We start from the raw sequence: 23533 nt of genomic DNA, 5'->3' as shown, positions 1-23533 counted from the left end.
CGGGCCTTCACCCCCGGCCTGAAGACCGGAGCACTGGCCCGCACTCTGGTAGCAAGGAGTGGGAGGGCTCTGTAGCGGTCGGCGGCGACGTGTTCGAGAGTTTCTTTAGGGGCCCCCGTCACAGGTCATCTTCAACGGGGGCTGTCTGGTCTTTGTGGGCGCCGCGCATGGTGGGGAAGAGGACGACGTCGCGGAGGGTCGGGGCGCCGGTGAGCAGGGCAACGAACCGGTCGATGCCGAGCCCGAGGCCGGACATCGGGGGCATCCCGTATTCCATGGCCTCGATGAAGTCCTCTTCGAGCATCATGGTCTCGTCGTCGCCGGCCTCCCGCAGCGCGGCCTGTTCCTCAAGCCGCTGCCGCTGCTCGGCGGGGTCGACGAGTTCGGAGTAAGCCTTGACGATCTCCACGCCGTTCACCACGACCTGGAACATGTCAAGCGCGGTGGGGTCGGTGTCGCTGCGCCGGGCCAGCGGGACCAGTTCCGCCGGGTGGTGCACGAGGAAGCACGGCTGGACGAGATCGGGTCGGACCGTCTTCTTGTAGAGCAGGTCTACCAGGCCGGCGTAGGACGGGGAGGTCCCGACGTCCAAGCCGAGCTCGGCCACTCGGGCACGCAGAGTGGGAAGATCGCGGACAACGGTAAGGTCGATGCCGGTGCGCCGCTCCACCTCGGCCCGGTAGTCGATCTCCGGCCAGTCTGCGCCGAAGTCGAGCTTGACACCCTCGTAGGTAACCGCCCGGGTGCCGAGGACGTCGTCGAGGACCGTGAGGATCAGTTCGCGGACGAAGGCCATGTTGTCGCGATAGTCCCAGTAGGCGGCGTACCACTCCAGCATCGTGAACTCCTGGAGGTGCGAGGAGTCCATGCCTTCGTTGCGGAAGTTGCGGCCAAGTTCGTAGACGCGGTCATAGGCGCCGACGACGATCCGCTTGAGATAGGTCTCGGGGGAGATCCGCAGGTAGAAGTCCTCACCGAGGGCGTTGTGCCTGGTGATGAACGGGCGGGCCGCGGCACCGGACGCTGCCTCTTGCAGAATCGGGGTTTCGACTTCGAGAAAGTCGTTGTCGTCAAGGAGACGGCGAATCCGCCTGATGATGTTCGCTCTGGTCTGGAAGCGTTCCCGGGACTCGGCGTTGACAAGCAGGTCGAGGTAGCGGCGGCGGTAACGAGCCTCGACGTTGGACAGGCCCTGCCACTTGTCCGGAAGGGCACGTACGGTCCGGTTCAGCACCGTCATCTCGGAGATGGCGACGGTCCGTTCGCCGCGGCGGGTAGTGTAGAGGCTGCCGGCGATCCCGACGAAGTCGCCGATCTTCACGGCCCGGGACCATTCCTTGACGACCTCGGCGCCCAGATCGGTCTTGGACAGGGAAACCTGCACCCGGCCGCTACGGTCCTGGAGATGCCCGAAGATCAGCCCGCCCATACGGCGCCACAGGACCACGCGGCCGGCGAGACGGACAGCCGTCCCGTCGGGAGCGGCTGCGGCATCGGCCGCGACCGCGTCGGTCCGGTAGCCGGACCGCGGCCCCGCCGCCTCGGTTACCCCGGACTCCTCGATCGACATCAACACACCCTCTTGCCGCAGAAAGCACCAGCTAGCCACGAGGGTGGCGTTTCGTGAACGCTCCCGGGCGGGCCAGATGACGGATCGCCATCCTGCAGATGACTACTCCAGAGATGACTGCCCCAGCCTACCGACCCTCAGCGAACCGCAGCCGGCGTAGCCCATCCCGACAGTAGTCGATCATGGCTTCCACCAGATGCCGGTCCCGACGCCGGGCCGGTCGAATGGGTCGCCTGCCGCCGGCGCGGCGGCGCGTCCGTCCATGTCGTGCGCGGGGGGACTGGCGCGCACGGGCGGTTGCTGCGCCGGGTACGCCCCGACGTCCTGCACGTCAACCGGTGTGTGCCGTGGGCGTGCGCGCCGATGCTGGCCGCCGGCCTGACGGCCGGAGTGGCCGGTTGCGATCTGCGGGTCGTCGCCGTCGATCAGCTTCCGCAGCAGTGATCGACGGCGCGACCGGGCTGCTCATGCCCGCCGGCGACCCGGCCGCCCTGGCCGCTGCGCTGTGCCGGCTGCGGGATGATCCGGTCCTGCGCCACCGGCTGGGGAATACGGGCACGCCAGGCTGCCGTGAGCACCTTCACTGACCACCAGATGGCCCGCGCCTACCTGACGCTCTGGGAACGGTGCCGCTCGCAGCCGCGGGCCTCTCGCCTGCGGCCCGGACCGCCGCGCCCATGACCTTGAACTGACCGCGCATCTGCGGAGCATGTCGGCGAGACGCTCGCCAGCACAGGCCTGGGCGGGTTCGAGTTCTCACCATGCCGGCAGTCTCGCGCTTTCCAGCAGGCCCGAGAACTTGTCCTGGCAGCCGACCGCCAGACACCTGCGCGTAGCGGACCGCGGGCTCGGCACCGTAGGCTCCGTTCAGGATGGCAGTACGCACCGTGCCGGGCTGCAAGCGCCGCCCGGGCGACACGCATCATGGCCGCGTTCCTGCGGGAGCACGCCGGCTGGGTGAGCACGGTGTTGCTGCCGGCTTACACGCCCGAGCTGAATCCGGCGGAGGGGTGTGGTCCCAGCTCAAGCGCACCGCCCTGGTGAACCTGGCCGCCCGCAGCCTCGACGATGTCCACCAGGCGGCCAAACACGGACTGAAACGGCTGCGGTACCGGCCCGCGTTGCTGTTGGGGTTCCTCGCCGAAACCGGCCTGGGCTGGGAGGAGCTGCGGCCAACATGACTCCAGGCATTGAAGCTCAGTACCTGTGAGTGATGGCTGGCGTTGCGCCACTCGCGTTATCCTGACCCGGCTGAGTAGCGATCAGGTATGGCTGATGGGGACGTTTCGGGTATGACTGACGGGGACGTTCTTGACGGCAACCGGGCANGGCGGCGTGAGCCGCGCCGTGGTCCGGAGCCTTTCGGCTCAGGCCGGGACCAGCCGCGCGACCCAGACCGGGAGCAGGCGAGCACGGCACACGCCAGGCCAGGGTGGCCGCTTCCGCCGGTTCCTGCCGGGCACCGGTGAGAGGGGTGGGTGTGAGTGCGGCGCCGCGTGCTGCGGAAGGGGGCCATGCCCGGCGAGCCGCCGGCCGCCGGCCACCGTTGATTCATCCGCTGAATCCTCACCCCGGCGGACCTCGATTCCGCTACTTTCCCGGTCGTCGGAATATCTCGTCGATGAATATCGGGGAGAGATCAATCACGGGTCCGGCTCCCCGACGAAACCTCCCGACGCCCGGTCCCGGGGCCTGGCTGAACTGTTGGCTGGCGGAGGAAACAGGAGGCTGGTAGGCACCGTGTTCTATGATGTTCTGCTGATCATTTTTCGGAACATGGAAGGCGCCGTGGTAGTCGTGTCCTCCCGGATGCGCCACCCGGTGCGGACCGTCCGCTGGATGTTCAACGGACTGTTCCAGCCGCCCGCCGGCTGGCGACGCCTATGTCTGCTTGCCGCGGTTTCAGCATTCAGTCTGGGGATGGTCGGGCTCTGGCAGCTGTCCCGAAGCCCCGGCGCCGGCCTCAGCGCCACCGACATCGCCTACGGCAGCCTGGGGCTTTTCTTCGTCCAGCCACCAGACCTACCCAATGATGTCGGTCTCCCGATCTCCTTTGAGATCGCCCGCTTCCTGGCGCCTGCGGCCACTGCTTATGTACTCGCGGATACGCTGGTCAAACCGATGGCCGCCCTCCAGGCCACGCTGTCCCGGGGGCACGCGGTCATCTGTGGCAGCGGACCGACGGCGCTTGCCTTCGCGGAACGCCTGCGGGCCGCGTCCCGCCAGGTTGTACTGATCGATGACGTCGACAGTATCGAAATCGCGGAACACGCCCGCCGTCTTGGTCTGGTCCTGCTACGAGGAGATGCGCGTCGCGGGGATGTGCTACGGCGGGCTGGCGTGGCCCGGGCCGACCAACTGTACGTGTGTGGGACTGCGTCCGGATATAACGCCGCTGTCGTCGCGGCGGCGGAGCAGGTGTCACGCCAGCGCCACCGCCCGCTGACATGCTACGCGGAGGAGTCGGATCCTGACGTGCTCGACGCCCTGTGGACGCTTCTGCTCGGCAGGGAACACATCGGTCGTCTCACGGTCGAGTTCTTCAACACCGCCCGTCTCGGTGCAAGTCTTCTGCTCGACGACGAACGGATCGCGTTCGCGCCCCTTGGTCTGTCCGTCGTGATAGTGGGCATGGGCCCGTTCGGCCGGGAGCTGCTCCTGGAACTCGCGCGGCGCCGCAGAGAGGTAGGTGCGACGTCGCGGATGCAGGTGACCCTCATCGACAAGAATGCCAGCGGTGTACTGAGGCTGCTGCAGACCCGCTATGGCCTCGTCGAGGCGATGGTAGACACCATCTGCCAGGATACGGGTTCCGACGAGGTCGACCTGAACGGTCTTCTGGATGGATACGCCCCGGAAGGAGCCATGCAGTTGGTGTTCATCTGCTACGAAGACGAGGAACTGGCGTTACGCAAGGCTCTTGCGGTGTCCCGGCTGCCCGGACACCGCAAGGTGATCGTTCGGGTGGATCGCATGACTCCCTTCGGGCAGGCCTTCGGTAGCGGTGACGGCGCGCGACCGCTGGACATCCTCTACCGTGGCCTCACCGTTTTTCCACTGCTGGACCGCGTCTGCGATCCCGACCAGCTACAGGATCCCCAGGTCGAACAGCTCGCCAAAGGAATACACCGAGACTACTGCCGGCGGCGGATGGAAGCCGGCGAAAGACCGGAAGAAAACCGCGCGCTCGTCGCCTGGGAAAATCTCTCGGAGGATTTTCGCAACGCCAACTACGAACAAGCCCGCGACATCCGCCGAAAACTCGACATGATCGGCTGTGGAATCGTTGCCGGCGCTGTCCGAGACGATCCTTTTTCTTTCAGTGTGACCGACGCGCAGCACAACGAGGTTGAAATTCTCGCGAAGCGGGAACACGAGCGGTGGATGGTCGAGCGACAGGCTAACGGGTGGCGGTACGGACCCCACCGGGACAACGATCGAAAAACTCATCCCATGCTTGTACCGTGGGACGACCTTGATGCCCCCAGTCGCGAGAAGGACCACGAGACCATCAGGCTGATACCGATGATTCTGGCCGAGGCGGGATTCCATATTGTCCGTCGACGCAGCTGACCTGCCGACCGTTTGACCCCGACCTTCCGTGACCTGGATGCATTTCGTCGAGTCAATTTCTCCTTCGGCTATCCGATGGGCGATGCCGTTCCGGATGCCGCCGCCCGCCGCTTTTCGAAAATACTCCACCCCGGCGACATTCTCGGGCGCTGGGGCGGGGACGAGTTCGTCATCCTCACCGGACCCGTTACCGCGGCCGAGGCCGCGACCCTGGCCGAGCGGCTCATCTCCTCCCTGGACGGACCGCTGGACGTGCACGGTCATCGGATCAGCATGTCAGTGAGCGCCGGAGTGGCCCTGTCGGCCGGGCCGTCTCCGACCGGCCAGGCACGCTCACCCGAACCTGCGCTCGGTTTACCGATCCCGGCCGACGCTGCCGAGGTGGGTGACGCCATGGTGGAGCTGGCGGGTACGGAGGNGATGCGCACCCGGGCGACGGCACGCACGGTCGGGCGGGAGCATCGTCCTCGCGACTCGCCATGAATCGTCATGGTGGTTTCTGCGCCACCACGTATTTCGACCACAACACCAAGTAGAAGAACTCCCCGTCGGCCGGTCCCGCTTCCCGCTTTTCCACGCCGTATCTTCCATACATGCGTTTCACCCTCACCGTCCGCGATGCCACCCGGAATTCCAGCNCGGACGTACTACTGGCCGCCGCCCCGGAAACCCCACTCCGTGCGGTGGCCGGGGCGATGGCCGCCGCTGTCCGCCCGCAGCGGCGTACTCCCACACCGGCGCGGGCCGGGCCCTCGATCAACGTCTCCGGTACCGTCCGTCCGCTCGACCCGGAGACGACCCTGGCCTCCTCGCCGCTGCGTGAGGGTGCGGTGGTGAGCCTTGATGCCGTGGTGTCCCGGCGGGTCCGCGGGACGGGCCTGGTCGACCTGATGATCATCGGCGGACCCGGGGCGGGCGACATTCATCACCTGCCGGCGGGTGAGTTCACCGTCGGCTCGGGACCCGGCTGCACTGTCACGCTAGGGGGTCACAGCAGCGACGAGCCCGCGCTGACCATCCGGATCGAGGTCGACGGTCGGTGCACCGTCACAGCCGGTCCGGGTGCGGCCGTCCTCGGCGACCACCCATCGTTGCCTGCCGGCACCATCCTGGCCGCGGTGCGGATCGCCCCGGTGACGTTGCTGCTCGTGCGGCCCGCACCGCTCACGGTGCTGACCCGCCCGTCCGTCTCCGCTCCTGGCATGCTCGACGTCAACCGTCCGCCTCGCCTGCATCCGCCGGAGCGGGAGTCCGTCTTTGTCCTGCCGGCCGCACCCGCCGAACCCCGCCGTGTTCAGGTTCCGGTGCTCACGACGGTGCTGCCGCTTGTCGCCGCCCTGGGCATGGCAGCCCTGCTGCGGACGGTCTACGTTCTGCTCTTCGCGGTGCTGGCGCCGGTGAGCCTGGCCGCCTCCGTGGTGAGCGGCCGACGGCGGGAGGGCCGGGAGTTCCGTGCGGCCATGGCCCGCTACCGGCAGGAGCGGGACGACGTCGAGGCCACGGCTCGTGCCGCGCTTGCGGCGGAATGCGCCGAGCGTCGTCGCAGCCACCCCGATCCGGCAAGTCTGCTCGCCACCGCTCAGGGACCGACTGCGACGCTGTGGGAGCGGCGTCGTCATGACCCCGACCACCTGCACCTGAGGTTCGGCACGGCCGACCTGCCAAGCAGGGTCCGGACCACGGACCCCTCCCCTGCCGCCGTCACGCCCCGGCAGCCCCCGGCCTGGGTCGCTCCCGATGTCCCCGCCGTCATTGCTCTGGCCGAGCGGGGAGTGCTCGGCGTCACCGGTCGGGGCATGTTGCCGCAGCTTCTCGGCAGCTGGCTCGTGATCCAGGCCGCTGTCCTGCACAGCCCTCGCGATCTCCGGATCTGTCTACTGATTGGCTCCACAGGCATCGTCGATGCCTGGCGATGGATCCGCTGGCTGCCGCACTGTCGGCCGTTGGTAGAGGAGAAGGCCATTTTCGTCGGAGCCGACGAGGTCAGCCGCTCCCGCCGGATCGCCGAACTTACATCCTTGATCGAGAGTCGCCGCGCCCATCCGCCCGAGGCACCCAGATCCGCCCCCGACATCCTGGTCGTGCTGGACGGGGCCCGGATGCTGCGCTCCGTTCCCGGGATGACGACCGTGCTACGTGGCGGACCGGCGGTCNGCATCCACATCATCTGCCTGGAGGCCGACGTCCGGGACCTTCCGCCCGAATGCCGGGCCGTTGTCGAACAGGACGGCGACGAGTTGTTGATGCGGCAGGATCGGTCAGCCGTGATCAGACATGTCTGCCCAGACCTTATCGGTCTCACCGGCCTGCCCAGTCTCACCGACCAGGCCGGTCTCACCGGCCAGGCCGGAGCACCGGCCGTCGATGCCGTGGGACTGGCCTCCGCGGCCGGCTGGTGTGAGTCGGTCGCCAGAGCCTTGGCGCCGCTGCGCGACGCCGGTGACGACGACTCCGAGGGCCTTCCCTCCGCCGTCCGGCTCCTGGACATCCTCGGCGCCGACCCACCCACGCCGAAGGTGATCCAAGATTTCTGGTCATCGGTGCCGCAGCCGCCCCGGGGCGCGGCGAGCAGGGCGGTACCAGTCGGGATCGGTGAGGGTGGGAGGTTCACGATCGATCTCTCTCGCGACGGACCGCACGGGCTGGTCGCTGGCACGACCGGGGCCGGAAAGTCCGAACTGCTGCAGACGATCATTGCTGCGCACGCCGTGATGTACCGCCCGGACGAGATGATCTTCGTGCTGGTTGACTACAAGGGAGGCAGCGCGTTCGCCGAGTGCGCCGCTCTCCCCCACACCGTCGGTATGGTCACCGACCTCGATCCGCACCTGGTTCGACGCGCGCTGAGCTCGCTCAGNGCCGAGCTTCGCAGACGGGAACGGATGTTGGCCGCGGCCGGAGCGAAGGACCTCGACGCCTTTCGACGTCTGCTCCATCATCCCATCGAGCGTCCGACGATTCCCCGCCTACTTCTGGTCGTCGACGAATTCGCCACGCTAGCCCGCGAACTACCCGAATTCGTCGCCGGATTGGTCAACCTGGCCCAACGCGGACGGTCGCTCGGGATCCATCTCCTGCTGGCCACCCAACGCCCCGCGGGGGTGGTGTCACCGGAGATCCGGGCGAATACGAACCTGCGCATCGCGTTGCGGGTCACCGACGCGGCGGAGAGCGAGGACGTCGTCGGCTGCCCGGCCGCTGCCCTGATCAGTCCGGCCACTCCCGGTCGGGCGGTGGTACGCACCGGCCCGGGCATCACGACAGCCGTTCAGACCGGGTGGATCGGTGGACCGGATCCGGTCACCAGACCAGGCAGAGACGGCTCGTCCGGAATTCCTGTGCCCAGGGTCACCCCGCTACCGTGGCCGGAACCGGACGACGCTCCACGTCGGGATGCCGACACGTCCCAGGTGGTGCCGGCGCCGTCGGACGGACCGCCGTCGGAAGACGTGTCCCTGGCAGAGCCGCGCACCGACCTGGCTGCTCTGGTCTCGGCAGTACGGGAGGCCTCGACGAGGCTCGGGATCTCTCCGGTACCCAGTCCGTGGCTTCCCCCGCTCCCTGAGCGGATTACCCTCGACTCTCTCGTCGGGGCGACCGCCGGCCGCACCGGCCCGAGCGACCACACCGGCCCGAGCGACCACACCATCGCCGCGGATGGCTACGGCCGCCGTCCGGCGGGCTCCAACCGTCCGGCGGGCTCCAGCGGATCCCCCGGGCTCCACGCGGACGGTCTCGTTCGGCTCCCTCCCGTCGCCATCGGGCTGGCCGATCACTGTGACCGTCAGCTTCAGCTGCCCTTCACGATCGATCTGGAACACGGCGGCCACCTCATGATCGTCGGCTCGCCACGGACCGGGCGCTCGACCGTGTTGCGCACCGCTGCCGGCGCCCTCGCCACCGCCCTGCCCGTCGGCGAGCTCCATCTCTACGGACTGGACTGCGGCGGCAACGCCCTGGCACCCCTCGAGGACCTGCCGCACTCCGGTGCCGTGGTGAGCCGGGACGATCCCGAGCGGGTCGCGAGGCTCCTCGCCCGTCTGGCCAATGAGATCAGCGAACGGCAGACGATCCTCTCCCGGAAAGGCTTCATGGATCTTGCCGAGGCCCGGCGGTCGTGGCGGCCGTCCCCCGGCGATGCGGGCGACGCCATGCGCCCATCGCCGTACCTGGTGCTGCTCGTCGACCGGTTCGAAGGATTTCTGGCCGCGTTTGAGGACGTCGACGGAGGAATACTCGTCGACCAATTTCTGCGGCTGGTGCGCGAAGGTCAGGCGGTGGGCCTGCGAGTGATCATCACTACCGATCGACGAGGGTTGATCGGGCGGCTGGCGTCGCTCGTCGACGAACGACTACTCCTGCGGATGGCCGACCCTTCCGACTACGCACTCGCCGGCCTGTCCCCGTTCGACGTGCCCGGGACGCTGCCCGCCGGACGTGGGGTCGCGGTCGGAGGTCGGTTCCCCAGTCCCGTGGAGACACAGATCGCGCTGCTCGACGCGGACCCCACAGGCCGGGCTCAGGTTGCGGCACTGCGGGCGGTGGGCTCTCGGGCGATGTCCCATGCGGGCCGATCTGTGGAGGTGCCGCGAAGGCTGCCGGAGCGCTTCGATCGTCGTCCTTTCCGGATCGACGCGCTGCCCTCCCTCGTCACATCCGAGCAGATGGAACGCGCGCCCGGGCGGTCGCGGAGATCCGTGGCGGCGGCCATGCGCCCAGAAAATCGATCTTCGCTGCACGTGCCGATCGGAATCGGAGGGGACGAGCTGGAGATCGTCGAGGTGGATCTGGATGCCGACAGTCCCGGTTTCATGATCAGCGGCCCGCCACGATCCGGGCGCAGTTGCGTTCTACTCACGCTGGCGTTGTCCCTCCTTACCGAGGGTGCCCGAATCGTCGCGTTGACGCCGCGTCCGTCGCCCCTTCGTTCCCTCGCCCACCGACCCGGTGTCGTCGCCGTTCTGGACGGAACCATGAACCTCGTGGAGGAGGCGGGAAGCAACAGCACCGGCCGTCACGGCGGCCGCGGGCGGGGTGAGTCAGCCGTCACGCCGAAGACCCGTCGGACCGACACCGCCCGGTCGCTGACCGACCTGCCAACCGGCCTGTCAGGGGACGAACCTCTGGTCGTCCTCGTCGACGACGCCGAACTGGTCGGTGAACGGGCCGCGGCCGAACTGGCGGCCTTCTGGCAGGCCGCACGCGACGGCGGCGGCGTGTTGATCGTCGCTGGTACGACCGAGGAGCTGCTGGGCCAGTACCGCGGATTCCTCGTCGACGTCCGCCGCGGTGGGTACGGGCTGCTCCTGGCCCCGGGGCGGCCGGGTGACGGCGAACTGCTCGGAGTCCGGCTGTCCCGCACGATCGGCGGCCCCNCGCCTCCNGGNCGCGGGGNGCTGGTGCGCCGCGGAGCCGTCCTTCCTGTCCAGGTCGCCTGTCCCCCGACACCCAACCTGCTCACGTCCCCCTCTGCTCGAGTCCCGAAAGGAACAATGCCGTGCGAACCGTGACCACACCAGCGGCCCAACAGGCGGCCGGGCGGATGAGCCGACAGCTACCCGATCTGCAGGCGACCACGACAAATCTGATCAATCATGGCAATACGTTGGCGGACCCGCGAAACTGGGAGGGCCCGAAGGCACAGGTTTTTCGTGCTCAGGTCTGGCCGGAGGTGCAGAGCGCGCTGACCGACCTGCGGACGAACCTCGCCGAGCTCGCCCGCGGCATCACCGAGATCAACCGCCGAACCGCCGCGGCCGGAAGCTGACGGATCACCCCCGGGACCGTGCCCTCCCGGGACCACTGTCCACTGCGCCGTTCGCTCTCTTCCATGCCATCGAGGCGCTTTGCCGCCGAGACGGCCGTCCAGATCCCCGTCACCGGAGCACACCATGACCCAGCCGTCCGATGTCACCGTCCGCAGCACGCCACAAGCCGTGACCGCCATCGCCGATCTCACCACGATCATCAACGGCCCGCTGCTCACCCATTTNGACGAGCTCCGCGCCGCGGCGAAGGTACTGATCGACCCGGAGAGCTGGGACGGCCGTAGCGCGGTCGATTTCCGGACCACCGTCTGGCCGGGATACGACCGGACCCTCACCGAACTGCACACCCAGCTGGATCAGCTACGTGCGCGGCTCGCCGAGATTCAGAACGAGATCCAGAGTGCCGGATGACCAGACCACTCCGGGGTCGGTCCGGCCTCGGTGTGTGGCCAGCGCCGGTGTTCCGCGGATGCGGGAATGGACAAGGTGGTCGATCGAAGATACGCCTGCCCTGGTACGCCGCGACACTGGACACTTTTAGGGATAACTCAACGTAAGAATAAATTTGGACATTTAGCATCGGAACGACATCAGATGCCCACCTTGAGTAATGTATCATAGATCTTTCATCTCAAAATTTCCTCTATGCAACCACGCTGGTACGATTACAGCGGGTTCGTCCTTCTGTCGCCGNCCAGGCACAGCAGCGCGAGGAGGCCGGGTGTCCACTGCACGAGATCGACGTGCGGGCATCCAGGCGGCTCGGCGCCGCTCCCGCAAGTCCCGTCAGCTCGCCCCAGTCCAGAGCCTGGAGCGCCGGCATCCACGGCGGAGACATACCATCGACCGGATCCAGGTAATGGTCACAAGAAGGTCAGGGAACTGCTGCTTCGCCCTGGAAACCGGCTTCCAGCGACCTAGCATGAGCGCCACGCAACCGGGCACGAGGCCGTGCCCGGAGTGCCCATGCGCCCGACCCTGCGCCTGATCGGGGACGTTCATGTCCACGCCGCTCCCGCCACCATCGACACCACTTCGATCCGCGCGGCCGTCCTCGCCGCCGGCATCGATGACGTCCGCCTCTCCGGCGGCGGCACCGCGGTCACGACGGCGGCTTCCGCGTGCCGGCGACCCTCCCTATCGGATGGTCGATGACAGGGCCGGGAGTGTGCCGGCCCGCCAGCCGGTGCCGGTGGTCTCCGCGGAGCTGCGGTCTCGGGAACGGCTGCGCGCAGCCGGGGCCATCGCTGCGATCGCCGGTGTCGTCCTCGGCGTTCCGGTCGTACTGATCCTGGTACTGGGTCCACCGCTCCAGAGCAGGGACGGAACCGGCGCGGTCGTCCGAGCCATCCTGGCCCTGCTCTTCTGGGCCGCCTGGCTGCACTTCACCGCCTGTCTCATCGCGGAATGCCGAGCCGAGCTGCGCGGTACCGGCCTCGCCCCGCGGATACCGCTGGGCGGCGCCCCCCAGAACCTCGCCCGCCGTCTCGTCGCCACATCCGTGTTGTTCTCCGGGACGACGGTTCTGGTCGCCCCGATGACATNCGCCCGGNCCCCCGCCGTTCCGCCTGCGCCCGGCCGGATGGGGACGGCAATGCCGGTATCGACGACCTCGGCGGCCCTGGTCGCTCCGCGGCCGGCTCCGGACGACAGGGCGCCCGCGCTCACGAGGGGTGATCGGGCTCCGGTGACCACGACAACGGATCCCGGCGCCGGCGCACCGACCCAGCAGACCTGGCCGTCACGGCCGGAACCGGGGAGCAGCCCGGCTGGCCCGGCTGGCCGCATGACACCGCGTGTCCGCCACGCCGAGTTGATCAGTCCGATCGCGGATCCGAACGGCCGGCTCATGCCCAACGGGCGCATGATGAAGCTCTACGAGGTGCGACCTGCCGAGGGACGCCACCACGACACCCTCTGGGGCATCGCGGAGCGCTTCCTCGGTGACGGTCTACGGTATCGGGAGATCTTCGACCTCAACGAGGGTCGTGCCCAGCCGGACGGCCGCACGCTGTCCAAGCCATCGCTCATCCATGCCGGCTGGGTGCTGCTGCTGCCCGCCGACGCGCAGGGCGAGGGCCTGCAGACACTGCATGTACCGGACTCCGTCCCGGGATGGCCTGCCGCCGAAACGGGTACCGCGCCCCCCACCCCCGGCGGCTACGACCTCACTGACCTCGACAACCACGGCCCCGGCGACCCGGGCCTCGATGATCCAGAACCCAGCTATCCCGATTTCGAAGACCCCGGGCCGGGGGACAGCGACGGTCGTCTCGGCGCCTCTCGTGCGCTGGCAGTCCTGGATGACANGGCCCCGGTCGTCTCGGCGCGGAACACCGCGGTGGTCACCGGTGGCCCCACTACACCCGGCCTGCTCACGTCCGACTCCTTCGGACCGTCCTCCCAGGGTCTGCTGGGGATAGCAGCCGCCAGCCTGCTCGCCGCCGGAGTCATGGTGGCGTTGTCCACACGCCGGGCGGGGCCGGCGAGCCCCCCGGAGGACGAGACAGAGCGCGCGCTGCTCCTGGCCGCCGACACGGATGCCGCCCGATTTGTCGACCGCTCACTGCGCGTTCTGTCTGCCGGCCTGACCGATCTGGGACGTCTGCTTCCCCCGGTGTACGCGGCGATCCTCACCGACGACCTGCTGATCCTGCACATGGCACCCGCGGAGGAGGAGCCTCCACCGCCCCCATGGACCGTTGGCGAGGCGCCCGGGTCCTGGCGGATCGAGCGGATGCCCGGTCTGCCCGGTGACCAGCCGGCCCAGATGATCGCCCAGATGACGGCCGGCGTGCCGGCTCCGTTCCCGGCCCTCGTCACCTTCGGCCGGGACGACGCCGGGTCACGCATTCTCGTCGACCTGGAAGGCGCTCCGGGCATCATCAGCCTGATCGGCGACCTGGACGTCGCGACGGAGGTCGCGATCGCCGTGGCGATCGAGCTGGGAACCAACGTGTGGTCGGATGATCTGCGGGTCTGTCTGGTGGGTTTCCCGGCCGACACCGGAGCCGACCTGACGACGATCGCACCCGCTCGGGTCTGGACAGCGGACGACCTGAGCGCCGTCCTCGACGAACTCGCCGGACCACAGGACGACGCCGGTCGCACCGGCGTCGATCCGGCACCGGCAGACCCGCCGACCGTCACCGCGGGCGGCCGCGATCGGGTCACCGGCAATCTACGGGCGCTGGCACCCGATCTACTCATTCTCGCGGCCCCTCCCGCAGCCGCCGACGTCGCCCGGTTGACCAGGATGGCGAACGGGCGGGACGACGCCGTGGGAGTCCTCACCGTCGGCGACACCCCGGCCGCCCGCTGGCGCTTCACGGTCGAGTCGGACCGCCGCGTGTCCCTCGGCGTTCTCGGCGTCCAGGTACGGGCGCAGGCTCTGAGCATGACCGAGTACACCTCGATCACCGCGCTGTTCCATCGGGCCGATGCGGCGGGATCTCCCGCCCGGGCCTCGGGCAGCCTGCCGGACGAGAGTCTGCCGGACGAGGGCCCCCCACCNCCCCCCGTATCACAGCCGCCCGCCGGACCGATCGTCGCCGGACCCACCGCGACCGGGCCGGCAACTACCCGGCCCGACGAGCCGACAAGGCCACCCTCACAACGCGGCTCCATGCCCGGGGCGCTGCCCTGGACGCCGAAACTCTCAGCCCTCACCGGGCCTGCCTTCCCCCAGCCGCTCTCGACCGTCCCCACTCCGGCAGGCCCACTCCCCGACCCCGGCTCTGCCACACCGGAGCCACGCGGAGCGGAACCGCAGGACATGCACGGTCGCGCCGCGGTCCTGCCCGGCACCGGATTCCCACCCACCATTTCCCCGCCGGACGACGATCCGACGCGACCGCCCTCGAACGGCCGCCGGCTCCCCACCGAACCCCCGCCGCCCACGCCCAAGCCTCCCAGCCCTCCGCGAAGGACCGCATCGGCCGGTCCCGTCCTACCGACCACCACGGACACCGGCGACGCCCCCGAAGCCGCCGGTCTGCTGGCCCATCCGGGGCGACCGCTCATCCACCCGACGGATATCCCACGGGTACCACCCGTGGTCTACTTCGAGACGCCCCGGATGCGAGCGAACCGGCAGGGCCGCGTCCCGGCCGAATCGATCCAGCCCGGGACGGAGGCACCACCTGGNCCCCCTGCCCCCCCGCCGCCAACCACCGGGTACCGGACCGCGATCCCNCCCCGGCCGCCGATCCCGCCTCCGAACGAACGGCTGGCGGCGGACGCGCACCGTGCACCGCCTCAGACTGCTCGGGCGCGCTACGCCGACGGAGATACCACCGTCCCGGATGTCGGCGTTTCACGGCCCCCGACGGGGACGCCCGGGGCGGCGCCACAGCGTGTGCCGCTCGAAACCACGCCGCCCGCCGATCCCACCGCGCCCGCCGAGGCGCAGGTCCGGATTCTCGGACTGCCCACCGTCGAGGGTCCCGGGCGACCACCCGCCGAGCGCATCGACCTGTTGACCGAGGTCATCGTCTACCTCGCGCTGCACCGGGAAGGCGTGGGCAGTCGGCTCCTCGCCGAGGAGATCTGGCCATCCGACACCACGGAGGAGATCGCCGACGCCGCGTTGACCGAAGCGCGCCAGTGGCTGGGGACCGATGCCAGCGGCTTGCCTCGGATCATGATCGGCCCGGATGGCCGGTGGTGGCTGAGTCCGGATGTGCGCTGCGACTGGGAACTCTTCGTGGCCTACACCCACCGGGCCGGTCTGCCGGGCAGCGACGCCGAGGCGGATCTGACGACAGCCCTGCGGATGGTCAGCGGTCCCCTGTGGACGGATCTGCCTGCCGGGCGGTACCGCTGGGCGACCACCGGGCCAATCGCCCGAAGCACCCGGGCGGGCGTGGTCGACGTGGCGCATCGCCTCGCCCAGCTGACGTTGGACTTCGGTGACACGATGACGGCGATGGCGGCCTGCCGCACCGGGCTACGGGCCGTGCCGACCTCCGAAGTGCTCTGGCGGGACCTGCTGCGCACGGTCGCCGCACGGGGTGATCGCCGGACTCTGCAGGCTGTGGCAACGGAGATGTACCGAACTATCGGTGTCGGCGGGGTGCGTCGCGGCGGGCGGGCCGAGGCCGAGACGGACGCACTGGTGCAGACCCTGCTGCCCGGATTCCGTCGCGGCCGGCGGTAGTGCCCGTTTCCGCTTCCGGGGCAGCCGGCAGAGGACCCGGCCTGATGGCTGGTCGCTGGTCGCCGGTGACGCTAGCCGACCTCGGGGATCTTGGGTACCCCGGAGATCTCCGAGGTACCGGGGTCCGCAGTGAACTCGGCAGCCGCAGCAGGAGAATCGGGACCGCGCAGCGCCGACGCGCAAACCGTGATCGCAACGAGCAGGACGAACACGACGACCATGGCGAACTGCAGGCCCGCCAGCTCGGCGAGCCCACCGATGAGAGCCGGCCCGCACAACCATCCGACATACCCGACCGTGCCGACCACGGCGATGGAGCTGCCCGTCGAAGATCCAAGCCGCCCCGTCGCGGAGAACACCGCGGGCAGCACGCAGGCGGTGCCGACGCCGAGCGTTCCGAATCCGACGATTCCCCCGACCGTGCCGAACGCCGAGGAACCGAGCGCAAGCATGAGCGCGAATCCCACCATCGCGGTCACGGCGAGGCCGCGGACCGTTCGGGTCGGGCCGAACCGTGCCATGGCGCGGTCCCCGAACAGGCGCACGACGAACATGCAGGAGGTGAAGGCCACAAAGCCGATACCCGCGATTCCGACGGCCGCTCCGGCCACATCGGTGAGGTAGACGGCGCTCCAGTCCGCTGCCACACCTTCGCAGAGGAAACTACCGAAGGCGATGACGCACAGTGCGACGAACGGCCGGGCACGGCTGCCGGTGCCGACGGGACCCCGGGGCATCGCTCTGTCGCTGTCCCCGTCCCAGCCATCTCGCCCGTCCCCCGGCGCGACTTCCGGTGCAGCGCCGTCGGGCAGCATCCAGGCCGTGGCGGGTAGGGCGGCAGCGAGACCCAACCCGCCGAGCACCGCGAACTGCACGCCGATCGGGACACTCAGAGCGGCCGCCGCCGAACCGATCCCGGCCCCGGACAGGGCACCCGCCGTCCACGCCGCATGGGNGGAGGTCATGATCGGCCGCTGGTAGCAGCGCTCAATCCCCACGGCCTGGGTGTTCAGGGAGATGTCGAGGCAGCTGCTGGTCGCCCCCCACAGGGCGAGCAGGGCGAACAGAGACCAGGGTCCCTCGACGAGCGGGACCAGAAGACCGGTGGCGCAGTAGGCGGGCAAACCTGCTCGCACCATGGTGATGCTGCCGTAGCGGGTGACCGCCAGACCGATCAGCCACAGTGTCAGAACCGCCCCGATCGGGGCGCCGAGCAGGGTCAGACCGAGCTGCCCGTCGCCGAGTTCGAGCCCCTCCTTGATTTGCGGTATACGCGGCGCCCAGCTCGCAAGCAGCAGAGCCAGCAGGAACAGCGAGCTCATCGTCGCCGCCCGGGCACGGAACAGTACTTGGGCATCGAAGGGCTGGCTCCGAGTCGCGCGGCGCACGCCGCCCGGATCCATCAGGATGATCTCCAGCCGTCGATCTTCATGATGCGCACGCCGCGAGGAGAATTACCCTGCGCCCCGGATCGTTACGCATCATTGCTCCATGCGACGATACCCGATAAGATCGAACAACGCTCTGGCGGCATCCAATTATGCTTCGACAGATCTAATTACGATACATAAAATCTAATTAAGTTACATAAATCCAATTATGATCGACGACACCCGATGACATCCCGATGTCACTATGAGGACCGCTCGACCATGAGGACCTCTCGGCAGCGGGCGCGAACGTGCCCGCCCGATCGGGCACGATGGCGTTCCCGCGGCCGTCGCGTCGGATACTGGCGGGGTGCGTCTGGTCATGCTCTCGGACACGCACCTCCCGGTGCGGGCACGCGAACTGCCCGCCGAGGCGGAGGATCGCCGGCTCAGGGAGGTCGTACTGCGCCGCCTCCCGCCGCGGCGGACGGTCAGCGGTTGACCGTCCGCCGCGCGCCCCACCGGCAACTCCTCCTGCCGGTGCCGCAGCTGCCGATTCGACGATGACCCCACATCTGTCCACACAATAAGCACATGATGAACTACGGAAAGCTACATCCCCCTCGGGGGATCGGNGCCACCCGTCGGGTGCTGTAAGCTGGCACCGCCGGCCACCACGGTGGCAGATCGCGCTCGTAGCTCAACGGACAGAGCATCTGACTACGGATCAGAAGGTTGGGGGTTCGAGTCCCTCCGAGCGCACGCACGGTTGAGACAGGCCAGAGCCCCGCACCCCCATCCAAGGTGCGGGGCTCTGCCGCTTTCAAGACCTCGTGTACTGCAGTTCATACTGCAGTTGGCGAACGGTACTGCGGGACGACTCAGGCGGCACCCTCGTCTGCCTCACTCTCCGTAGCGGTGGTCGGGTTCCGGAGCCGGGTGAGGATGTCGTCCATGCTGCGGGCCGTCCCCCGCCGGACGTCCGCCAGAACGTCAACGTAGATGTCCGCGGTGGTGCCAAGGCGGGTGTGACGCAGAAGCGCGCGAATCTCGTTCAGGTCGACGCCGGCCCGGAACAGCATCGTCGCCGCCGTGTGGCGGAGATCGTGCACGCGGGTGTGCCGCACCTCAGCCCGCTCACACACCGCGTCCCACCACCGGTTGACGTTGCGCGGGTCGACCTTCCGCCCGAGTGCGGTAGTGAACACCAGTCCGGGGTCTTCCCACCGGATGACCTTCAGGTCCGCCGGAGTCCCGGACACCCCCTCGGGGAGGTTCTGCGCGGCCAGCGCCGCCAGGTCCTTTTCCGCCTGGTCCGCTTTGGCGCTGAGGTCGGCTTTCGCGTCGTCCTGCCGCCACCGGTGCTCACGGAGCATCGTGACGACCATGTCGGGCAGTGCGAGAACCGCCTTTGAACCCTTCGTCTTCAGGGCTTCCTCTTCGACGAGTTCCCAGCGCTGCCGGCCGGTCTCCGGATCAATTCCCGCCTTGCGACGCCGCTGCTTGCGCACCACGGCGACCGTGCCCGCATCAAGGTCGAGCGCATCCCAGCGCAGCGCGAGCGCTTCCCCCTTGCGCAGCCCGAGCGCCAGCAGCACCAGCCACAGCGCGGACATCCGGTCCACGAGCGCGACCGCGACAACCCGACGGGCTTCTTCCTCGGTGAGCGCCCGTATCGGCGCATCGGCCTTCCTCGGCGGCTGGACGAGAGCGGCGACGTTCCGGGTCAGCAGTTCCTCCCGGACCGCGTCATTCAACGCCGCGGTGAGGATCACCAGCAGGTAGCGCACCGACCGGGCCGACAGCGGCTTGACGGGCTTGCGTTCGCTCGGTGCCGGAGCCTTCTTCTGTGCTGTCGCGCGTCGAGCCGGGCGAGTCTTCTTCTCTTTCGCGCGTTCTGCCGCCTTGCGGGCCGCCTCAGCCTCCCAGGCCGCGCACTGCGCCAGACCCGCGGACGACGGTTCCGTGAGCTTGCGCGTCATCCAGTGGCGGACGTGCGCGGTGGACAGCTTGCGCAGCTCGTGACGGCCGAGGATCGGCGTGATATGCAGCCGGACCTGATCGGCATACGACTCGGCCGTTGACTCGGCGAGCGTTCCGGCGACCACGCGGGAAGGCAGAACGATGGTCACCCACTGATCNAGATATTCGGCCACCGTCATCCGTGTCGTGACCAGCGGCACCCCGTCCTGCACCGCCCGGAGCGCGGCAATGATCTTCCCTCGGACGTCGTCCTTCGTCTTGCCGTAGAACGTCGGCCGGGTGCCGTCCGGCATACTGATCTGACCGGCCCAACCGTTGCGGTACCGGTAGATCGAGCCTTCGCCGTTGCCGCGTCTGCTGCCCTTACCCTCGGCCATCAGGCCACGTCCAGGGGGTTGCCGTCGGGCCATTCGACGGCGTCGCACCATGGGCAGCCGTAGGGGCTGTCTTCCATGTCGCAGGCGAACTTGGTCTCTCCGTCCGACTGCGGGTAACCGCGTCCCTGGCCGCGGTCGGCGCGGTCGAGGTGGTCATGCAGCGCCTGCATGAGGGTCACCCGCCGTGGGGTGTTGGTGGGCATGGTGGTTCTGGCTCCTTGCCGAAAGAACGGGCGCGGGTCGCGAGTCGCGTGGTCCGGCGCGAGTTGGGGTTTCCGTTCTCTGGCGCTGGGATGGTCTGCCGGGTCGCCGGCCGCGTCCAGGGCGCTATCGCGTCGCTACGCGATCGGCCTATGGCCGACCCTGGACCCGTCCACCGCCCCGACAGATTGAGGCGCCACCAGAGAACGGAAGAAAAATGGGTGGGGCAGAAGAACCGCTACGGGCGGGTTCCGCGNGCCGCCGCCGGTGCCGTCGGGGTGACGCCCCCGGTGGGATCAGGTTCCCTGCCGTCGGGCACTGTCCGGAAGACCATGGTCAGGTCGATGTCGCCGACGTGCTCGGTCAGGAAGGCGTCGACCGGCATGCAGGCGAGGACCTCGGCGATCTCGCGGGCATCAGCACCAGGACGCAGCGTCAGCGCATAGACGCCGGGCCGGACGATGCTGGCCACGATCAGCGGCACGTCTCCGCCGGGGGTTCGGTCGGGATCCGGGGCGTCGGACGGGAAGATGGGCATGGGTCTCTCTCCTGTTCGCGCAGGAAGGGGCCAAGGTTCCGGTNGGGTGTTGCCGCNCTCGGCCGGAACCGCCTCAACGCGACTGGACGACCGTCCAGCGACATCCACGGTACACGTGGCGCTGGACGGTCGTCCAGTAGATTGCGGGGTATGACGCAACCGCTCATGGGAGCGGCGGAGATCGCCCGCCGGTTGGGGGTCGGGCGGACGCGGGTGAACCAGCTTCTGAAGGAAGACCCGTCGTTCCCCGCGCCGTATGCCTCCCTGGCCGCCGGTCACATCTGGCGGACCGTCGATGTGGAGGCATGGATTGCCGAACACCGCCCCGACCTGCCCCCGCCCGACGGCCGGTGAGGGTGATCATGCTGCCTGTCCGTCGTCGAGGCCGCGGAGCCGGTGGACGAAGGCGAGCAGCGAGGCGGAGGGGATCCGGCGGGCACGGCCGATGCGGACGGATTCGAGGTCGCCGCTGTTCAGCAGTTCGTAGACGGTGCTGCGGCTGACGCCGAGCAGGTCAGCGGCTTCCGTCGGGGTGAGCAGGAGCTTGGTCACGCAGGCTCTCCAGGGGCTTGCCGGGGTGGGGTCAGGCTGCGTCCGCCAGCGGCGGCCCTGTTGCCGAATCCCCGCCGGCCCCTTCCTCGGTGCCGATTCCGAGCTGTGCGCGCCAGGCGTGCCGTTGGGCGATGGCATGCAAGATCAGATGCTCGCGGCGGGGTGCGGCCGGGTCCCCGGGGCGTAGCAGCGTCCAGGCGATGCGGGTCGGATCGTCCTCGGGCGCGGCCGGTCCGGTGCCAGTGGCGCCCAGTGCCGCGAGCTGCTGGCGGATAAAGACGACCCGATCACGACGGTGGTCGGTGAGGGTCTTGCCAGACCAGCGGCGGGAGACCAGCNCCCGCCGGCCGCCGAAGCCGAGGGNTTCGCGCCGGTGGGCTTTGCCGGTGCACCGTCCGGGGGNGAGGCCGCGCCGGGGGTTGCGGGGTTGGATGCCGTAGCGCAGCCAGTTCGCGCACGTCGGGGAGCAGGGTTCGTAGCGCAGGGCATCGGCGAGCCGCTCCACATGCGCCCGCTGCCGGTCACTGCTGATCTCGTGACAGGTGTCGAGGGTCTTCGTCAGGTACTTGGTGAGATAGCCGATCATCCGGCCGGTGTTCACCGAGTTCGCCGTCACCCCGTCCGCCTGGAGTTGCGGACCGAACCGCACGACGTGCGCGGGTTCGTCGTCCTCACCGATCGCGTCGAGCGCCGCATCCCACGAGGGCAGCGGGTCGCCGGCGTCGGGGTCGAGGTAGGCGCCGATGGTGTCGTCCCAGACGGGCAGATGCTGATCGTCGTAGACCGGCCGGTCCGTCGCTGGCCACCAGACCTGGTGGTAGGTGGCCGCCGCCACCAGCCGCAGCATGGTCCGCGGGATGGTGCCGCGGATCGCGGCGTGCAGGTGCGGGGCGAGACGCCGTTGGGGTTCCAGCGCGGCGAAGTACTGGACATCCCAGCCGACCGCGCGGCGCAGGTTCTGCCAGAACCGATCCAGCAGCTTCGGGAAGTGGATCGCGTCCCGTGCCGCCTGCCGGTAGTCGTAGGAGGCCGGGTCCACCGGCGTGCCGTCGGAGTGCACCCGCCCGTACGAGGCACAGGTCAGGGTCAGGAACATCGACGGCCGCCACACCGTCCCGTCCGGCGCGGTGAACGTCCGCCCGACCGTGCGCCGCTCAACGGGCAGCCGGGGCAGATCGGGGGCATCCTGGCGACGACGGGTCGAGCGGACGCGGCGCGGCCGGTCCCGGTCGGCCGGCGCGATCCGGCCCCGCACGCCCAGATCTGACAGTTCCCGGTCCACCTGGCCGATCAGTTCGTCGATCTCGCCGACCTGCCCGAGGTCGCCGGCCGCCAGGACCTCACCGCGGGCTTCCTCCAGGTCCGCCCGCAGCACGGCAAGTGCCTTGGCGTCGTCGGACGGCGGATCCGGGTCGGGGATCGGTTCGTCGTCGAGATGCCATCCGGTCTTGCACTGGGCCATCCGGAGCCGCCGCGAGCGGTCAGGGCTTCCGTCCTGCACCGCCGTAGACCCAGACGGTTTCCGGGTCCGTGGGTGGCGTGTCCGGCTTCCACAGCGGTAGGCGCACCACGCCCGGGTCGAGGACATCCGTCCCGTCGAAGAAGCGGCAGACGTCCGCGAGGCCGCGGAGAACGAGCGGCGCGGCCGTGGTCGCGTAGGTCTNGACGATCGCGCCGACCCCTGGGGGTGCCTGGTCGCCGGTCGCGTGGGACACGACCAGGTAGCTGCCGGACGGCAGACCGTCCAGCAGCCTGCGCACCAGCGCACGCGGTTGGTCGGCGCCGGTCAGGAAGTGCAGGACCGCGACGAGGAACAGCGCAATCGGCCGGTGGAAGTCGAGCACGCCGCGGAGCTCGGCGGCATCGAGGATGAGCCCGGGGTCCCGGAGATCCGCCGCCAGGTAGGCGGTCCGCCCCTGCTCCGACCCGGTCAGCAGCGCACGCGCGTACGCCAGCACAACCGGTACCACCCCTTGGTCACACATGGCAAGTGGTACTCGTGTGTCGGTCGTGAGCGCCGATGGGCGCGCATGGCGGTGTTCTGGGCGCGTAGGCGACGGCGGTTCCTTGCAAGGGAGATTAGAGCGTGTCTCACGTCGAGCGTGGGAGCTTCTTCCAGCAGGTGATCGCGGCAGCCAGGCAGAGGAACCCGAGGAAGTTGTAGCCGTTNCGTTCNTANCGNNNGNTNAGNCGGCGGTAGCCACCGAGCCAGGCCAGGGTTCTCTCGACTTTCCACCGGTGCCGGCCGAGGCGTTCGGTACTGTCCACACCACGGCGGGCGATCCGCACCGCGATACCGCGCCGNCGCAGGAAACGCCGTAGTTCCGGCTGGTCGTAGGCCTTGTCCGCACGCAACGTGGCCGGGTGGCGCCGCCGCGGGCCACGGCGGGAACGGATCGCCGGGATNCTGGCCACCAGCGGGACGAAGGCCCCGCTGTCGTGC

Annotated in this window: 20 protein-coding genes, 1 tRNA gene and 1 pseudogene; 13 read left to right on the top strand and 9 right to left on the bottom strand. The window is 69.1% G+C overall.

Annotated features, from left to right (window positions below):
- Positions 1-118: 118 nt before the first annotated feature.
- Positions 119-1570: a lysine--tRNA ligase gene (lysS, locus tag ALLO2_RS02370; RefSeq protein ID WP_011434883.1), complete on the bottom strand. Its 1452-nt coding sequence runs from the start codon at positions 1568-1570 to the stop codon at positions 119-121.
- A gap of 267 nt (positions 1571-1837) precedes the next feature.
- On the opposite strand from lysS, the gene ALLO2_RS26165 reads away from it, so the two are divergent.
- The 10 genes from ALLO2_RS26165 (at position 1838) to ALLO2_RS02330 (ending at position 16069) form a co-directional block, all read left to right on the top strand.
- Positions 1838-2014 (top strand): hypothetical protein, encoded by a 177-nt coding sequence (locus ALLO2_RS26165; protein ID WP_157902454.1) that lies wholly within the window; start codon positions 1838-1840, stop codon positions 2012-2014.
- The gene (locus ALLO2_RS23860; protein WP_023839859.1) at positions 2011-2157 is read left to right on the top strand and encodes a hypothetical protein; all 147 of its coding nucleotides are present in this window, start codon (positions 2011-2013) and stop codon (positions 2155-2157) included. The genes ALLO2_RS26165 and ALLO2_RS23860 overlap by 4 nt, the downstream gene beginning before the upstream one ends.
- 423 nt (positions 2158-2580) lie before the next feature.
- Positions 2581-2751, top strand: a complete 171-nt coding sequence (locus tag ALLO2_RS25335; RefSeq protein ID WP_023839860.1) for a hypothetical protein — start codon at positions 2581-2583, stop codon at positions 2749-2751.
- A gap of 658 nt (positions 2752-3409) precedes the next feature.
- Positions 3410-5143, top strand: a complete 1734-nt coding sequence (locus tag ALLO2_RS02360; RefSeq protein ID WP_166793585.1) for a RyR domain-containing protein — start codon at positions 3410-3412, stop codon at positions 5141-5143.
- 12 nt (positions 5144-5155) lie between these two features.
- A complete protein-coding gene (locus tag ALLO2_RS02355) occupies positions 5156-5626 on the top strand; it encodes a GGDEF domain-containing protein (protein ID WP_051874809.1) in 471 nt (156 codons plus the stop codon).
- Positions 5627-5736: 110 nt separating this feature from the next.
- Entirely contained in the window at positions 5737-10653 is a 4917-nt protein-coding gene (locus ALLO2_RS02350) for an FtsK/SpoIIIE domain-containing protein (protein ID WP_232234843.1), read from the top strand.
- Positions 10641-10910 carry a WXG100 family type VII secretion target gene (locus ALLO2_RS02345; protein WP_011434876.1) on the top strand — a complete coding sequence of 90 codons (270 nt, stop codon included), beginning with the start codon at positions 10641-10643 and terminating at the stop codon, positions 10908-10910. The genes ALLO2_RS02350 and ALLO2_RS02345 overlap by 13 nt, the downstream gene beginning before the upstream one ends.
- A gap of 124 nt (positions 10911-11034) precedes the next feature.
- Complete coding sequence (locus ALLO2_RS02340) at positions 11035-11322, top strand: hypothetical protein (protein WP_035729456.1); 288 nt, start codon at positions 11035-11037, stop codon at positions 11320-11322.
- Positions 11323-11877: 555 nt separating this feature from the next.
- On the top strand, positions 11878-12066 hold the full coding sequence (locus ALLO2_RS26855) for a hypothetical protein (protein WP_023839863.1): 189 nt from the start codon (positions 11878-11880) through the stop codon (positions 12064-12066).
- Complete coding sequence (locus tag ALLO2_RS02330; protein ID WP_232234841.1) at positions 12056-16069, top strand: LysM peptidoglycan-binding domain-containing protein; 4014 nt, start codon at positions 12056-12058, stop codon at positions 16067-16069. Before ALLO2_RS26855 ends, ALLO2_RS02330 begins: the two co-directional genes overlap by 11 nt.
- Before the next feature lie 71 nt (positions 16070-16140).
- On the opposite strand, the gene ALLO2_RS02325 is transcribed toward ALLO2_RS02330, so the two are convergent.
- Positions 16141-17457, bottom strand: coding sequence for an MFS transporter (locus ALLO2_RS02325; RefSeq protein ID WP_232234840.1), 1317 nt, complete (start codon positions 17455-17457; stop codon positions 16141-16143).
- Positions 17458-17809: 352 nt separating this feature from the next.
- On the opposite strand from ALLO2_RS02325, the gene ALLO2_RS27750 reads away from it, so the two are divergent.
- Entirely contained in the window at positions 17810-17941 is a 132-nt protein-coding gene (locus tag ALLO2_RS27750; RefSeq protein ID WP_255353900.1) for a hypothetical protein, read from the top strand.
- 187 nt (positions 17942-18128) lie between these two features.
- Positions 18129-18201: transfer RNA gene (locus tag ALLO2_RS02320), tRNA-Arg, on the top strand.
- Positions 18202-18320: 119 nt separating this feature from the next.
- Here ALLO2_RS02320 and ALLO2_RS02315 read toward each other — a convergent pair.
- The 3 genes from ALLO2_RS02315 to ALLO2_RS02305 all read right to left on the bottom strand — a co-directional run bounded on the left by ALLO2_RS02315 (position 18321) and on the right by ALLO2_RS02305 (position 20538).
- Positions 18321-19799, bottom strand: a complete 1479-nt coding sequence (locus tag ALLO2_RS02315; RefSeq protein ID WP_023839865.1) for a tyrosine-type recombinase/integrase — start codon at positions 19797-19799, stop codon at positions 18321-18323.
- On the bottom strand, positions 19799-20002 hold the full coding sequence (locus ALLO2_RS02310; protein WP_023839866.1) for a hypothetical protein: 204 nt from the start codon (positions 20000-20002) through the stop codon (positions 19799-19801). Before ALLO2_RS02310 ends, ALLO2_RS02315 begins: the two co-directional genes overlap by 1 nt.
- Before the next feature lie 236 nt (positions 20003-20238).
- Positions 20239-20538, bottom strand: coding sequence for a hypothetical protein (locus tag ALLO2_RS02305; RefSeq protein WP_023839867.1), 300 nt, complete (start codon positions 20536-20538; stop codon positions 20239-20241).
- Positions 20539-20688: 150 nt separating this feature from the next.
- On the opposite strand from ALLO2_RS02305, the gene ALLO2_RS02300 reads away from it, so the two are divergent.
- Positions 20689-20892 (top strand): AlpA family transcriptional regulator, encoded by a 204-nt coding sequence (locus ALLO2_RS02300; RefSeq protein ID WP_023839868.1) that lies wholly within the window; start codon positions 20689-20691, stop codon positions 20890-20892.
- 6 nt (positions 20893-20898) lie between these two features.
- Here the strand turns inward: ALLO2_RS02300 and ALLO2_RS02295 are convergent, their stop codons facing one another.
- The 4 genes and pseudogenes from ALLO2_RS02295 to ALLO2_RS02280 all read right to left on the bottom strand — a co-directional run.
- Positions 20899-21090 (bottom strand): helix-turn-helix domain-containing protein, encoded by a 192-nt coding sequence (locus ALLO2_RS02295; RefSeq protein WP_011434870.1) that lies wholly within the window; start codon positions 21088-21090, stop codon positions 20899-20901.
- A 31-nt stretch (positions 21091-21121) separates the two neighbouring features.
- Positions 21122-22567 (bottom strand): annotated as a pseudogene (locus ALLO2_RS02290) (replication initiator); the annotation flags it as partial.
- 4 nt (positions 22568-22571) lie between these two features.
- Positions 22572-23075, bottom strand: a complete 504-nt coding sequence (locus ALLO2_RS02285; protein ID WP_084588332.1) for an SAM-dependent methyltransferase — start codon at positions 23073-23075, stop codon at positions 22572-22574.
- A gap of 106 nt (positions 23076-23181) precedes the next feature.
- The coding region (locus tag ALLO2_RS02280) for an IS5 family transposase (protein ID WP_035729448.1) at positions 23182-23533 on the bottom strand (352 nt) is incomplete at its 5' end.

The organism is Frankia sp. Allo2 (assembly GCF_000733325.1).
GTDB lineage: Bacteria > Actinomycetota > Actinomycetes > Frankiales > Frankiaceae > Frankia > Frankia casuarinae.
The sequence above is the reverse complement of the archived record's forward strand: the minus strand, read 5'-3'. Positions and strand labels throughout refer to the sequence as shown.

Coding starts and splice junctions, on each gene's coding strand:
- lysS (WP_011434883.1), bottom strand. CDS start 1,570: ATGTCGATCGAGGAGTCCGGGGTAACCGAGGCGGCGGGGCCGCGGTCC.
- ALLO2_RS02360 (WP_166793585.1), top strand. CDS start 3,410: ATGTTCAACGGACTGTTCCAGCCGCCCGCCGGCTGGCGACGCCTATGT.
- ALLO2_RS26855 (WP_023839863.1), top strand. CDS start 11,878: ATGCGCCCGACCCTGCGCCTGATCGGGGACGTTCATGTCCACGCCGCT.
- ALLO2_RS02310 (WP_023839866.1), bottom strand. CDS start 20,002: ATGCCCACCAACACCCCACGGCGGGTGACCCTCATGCAGGCGCTGCAT.
- ALLO2_RS02300 (WP_023839868.1), top strand. CDS start 20,689: ATGACGCAACCGCTCATGGGAGCGGCGGAGATCGCCCGCCGGTTGGGG.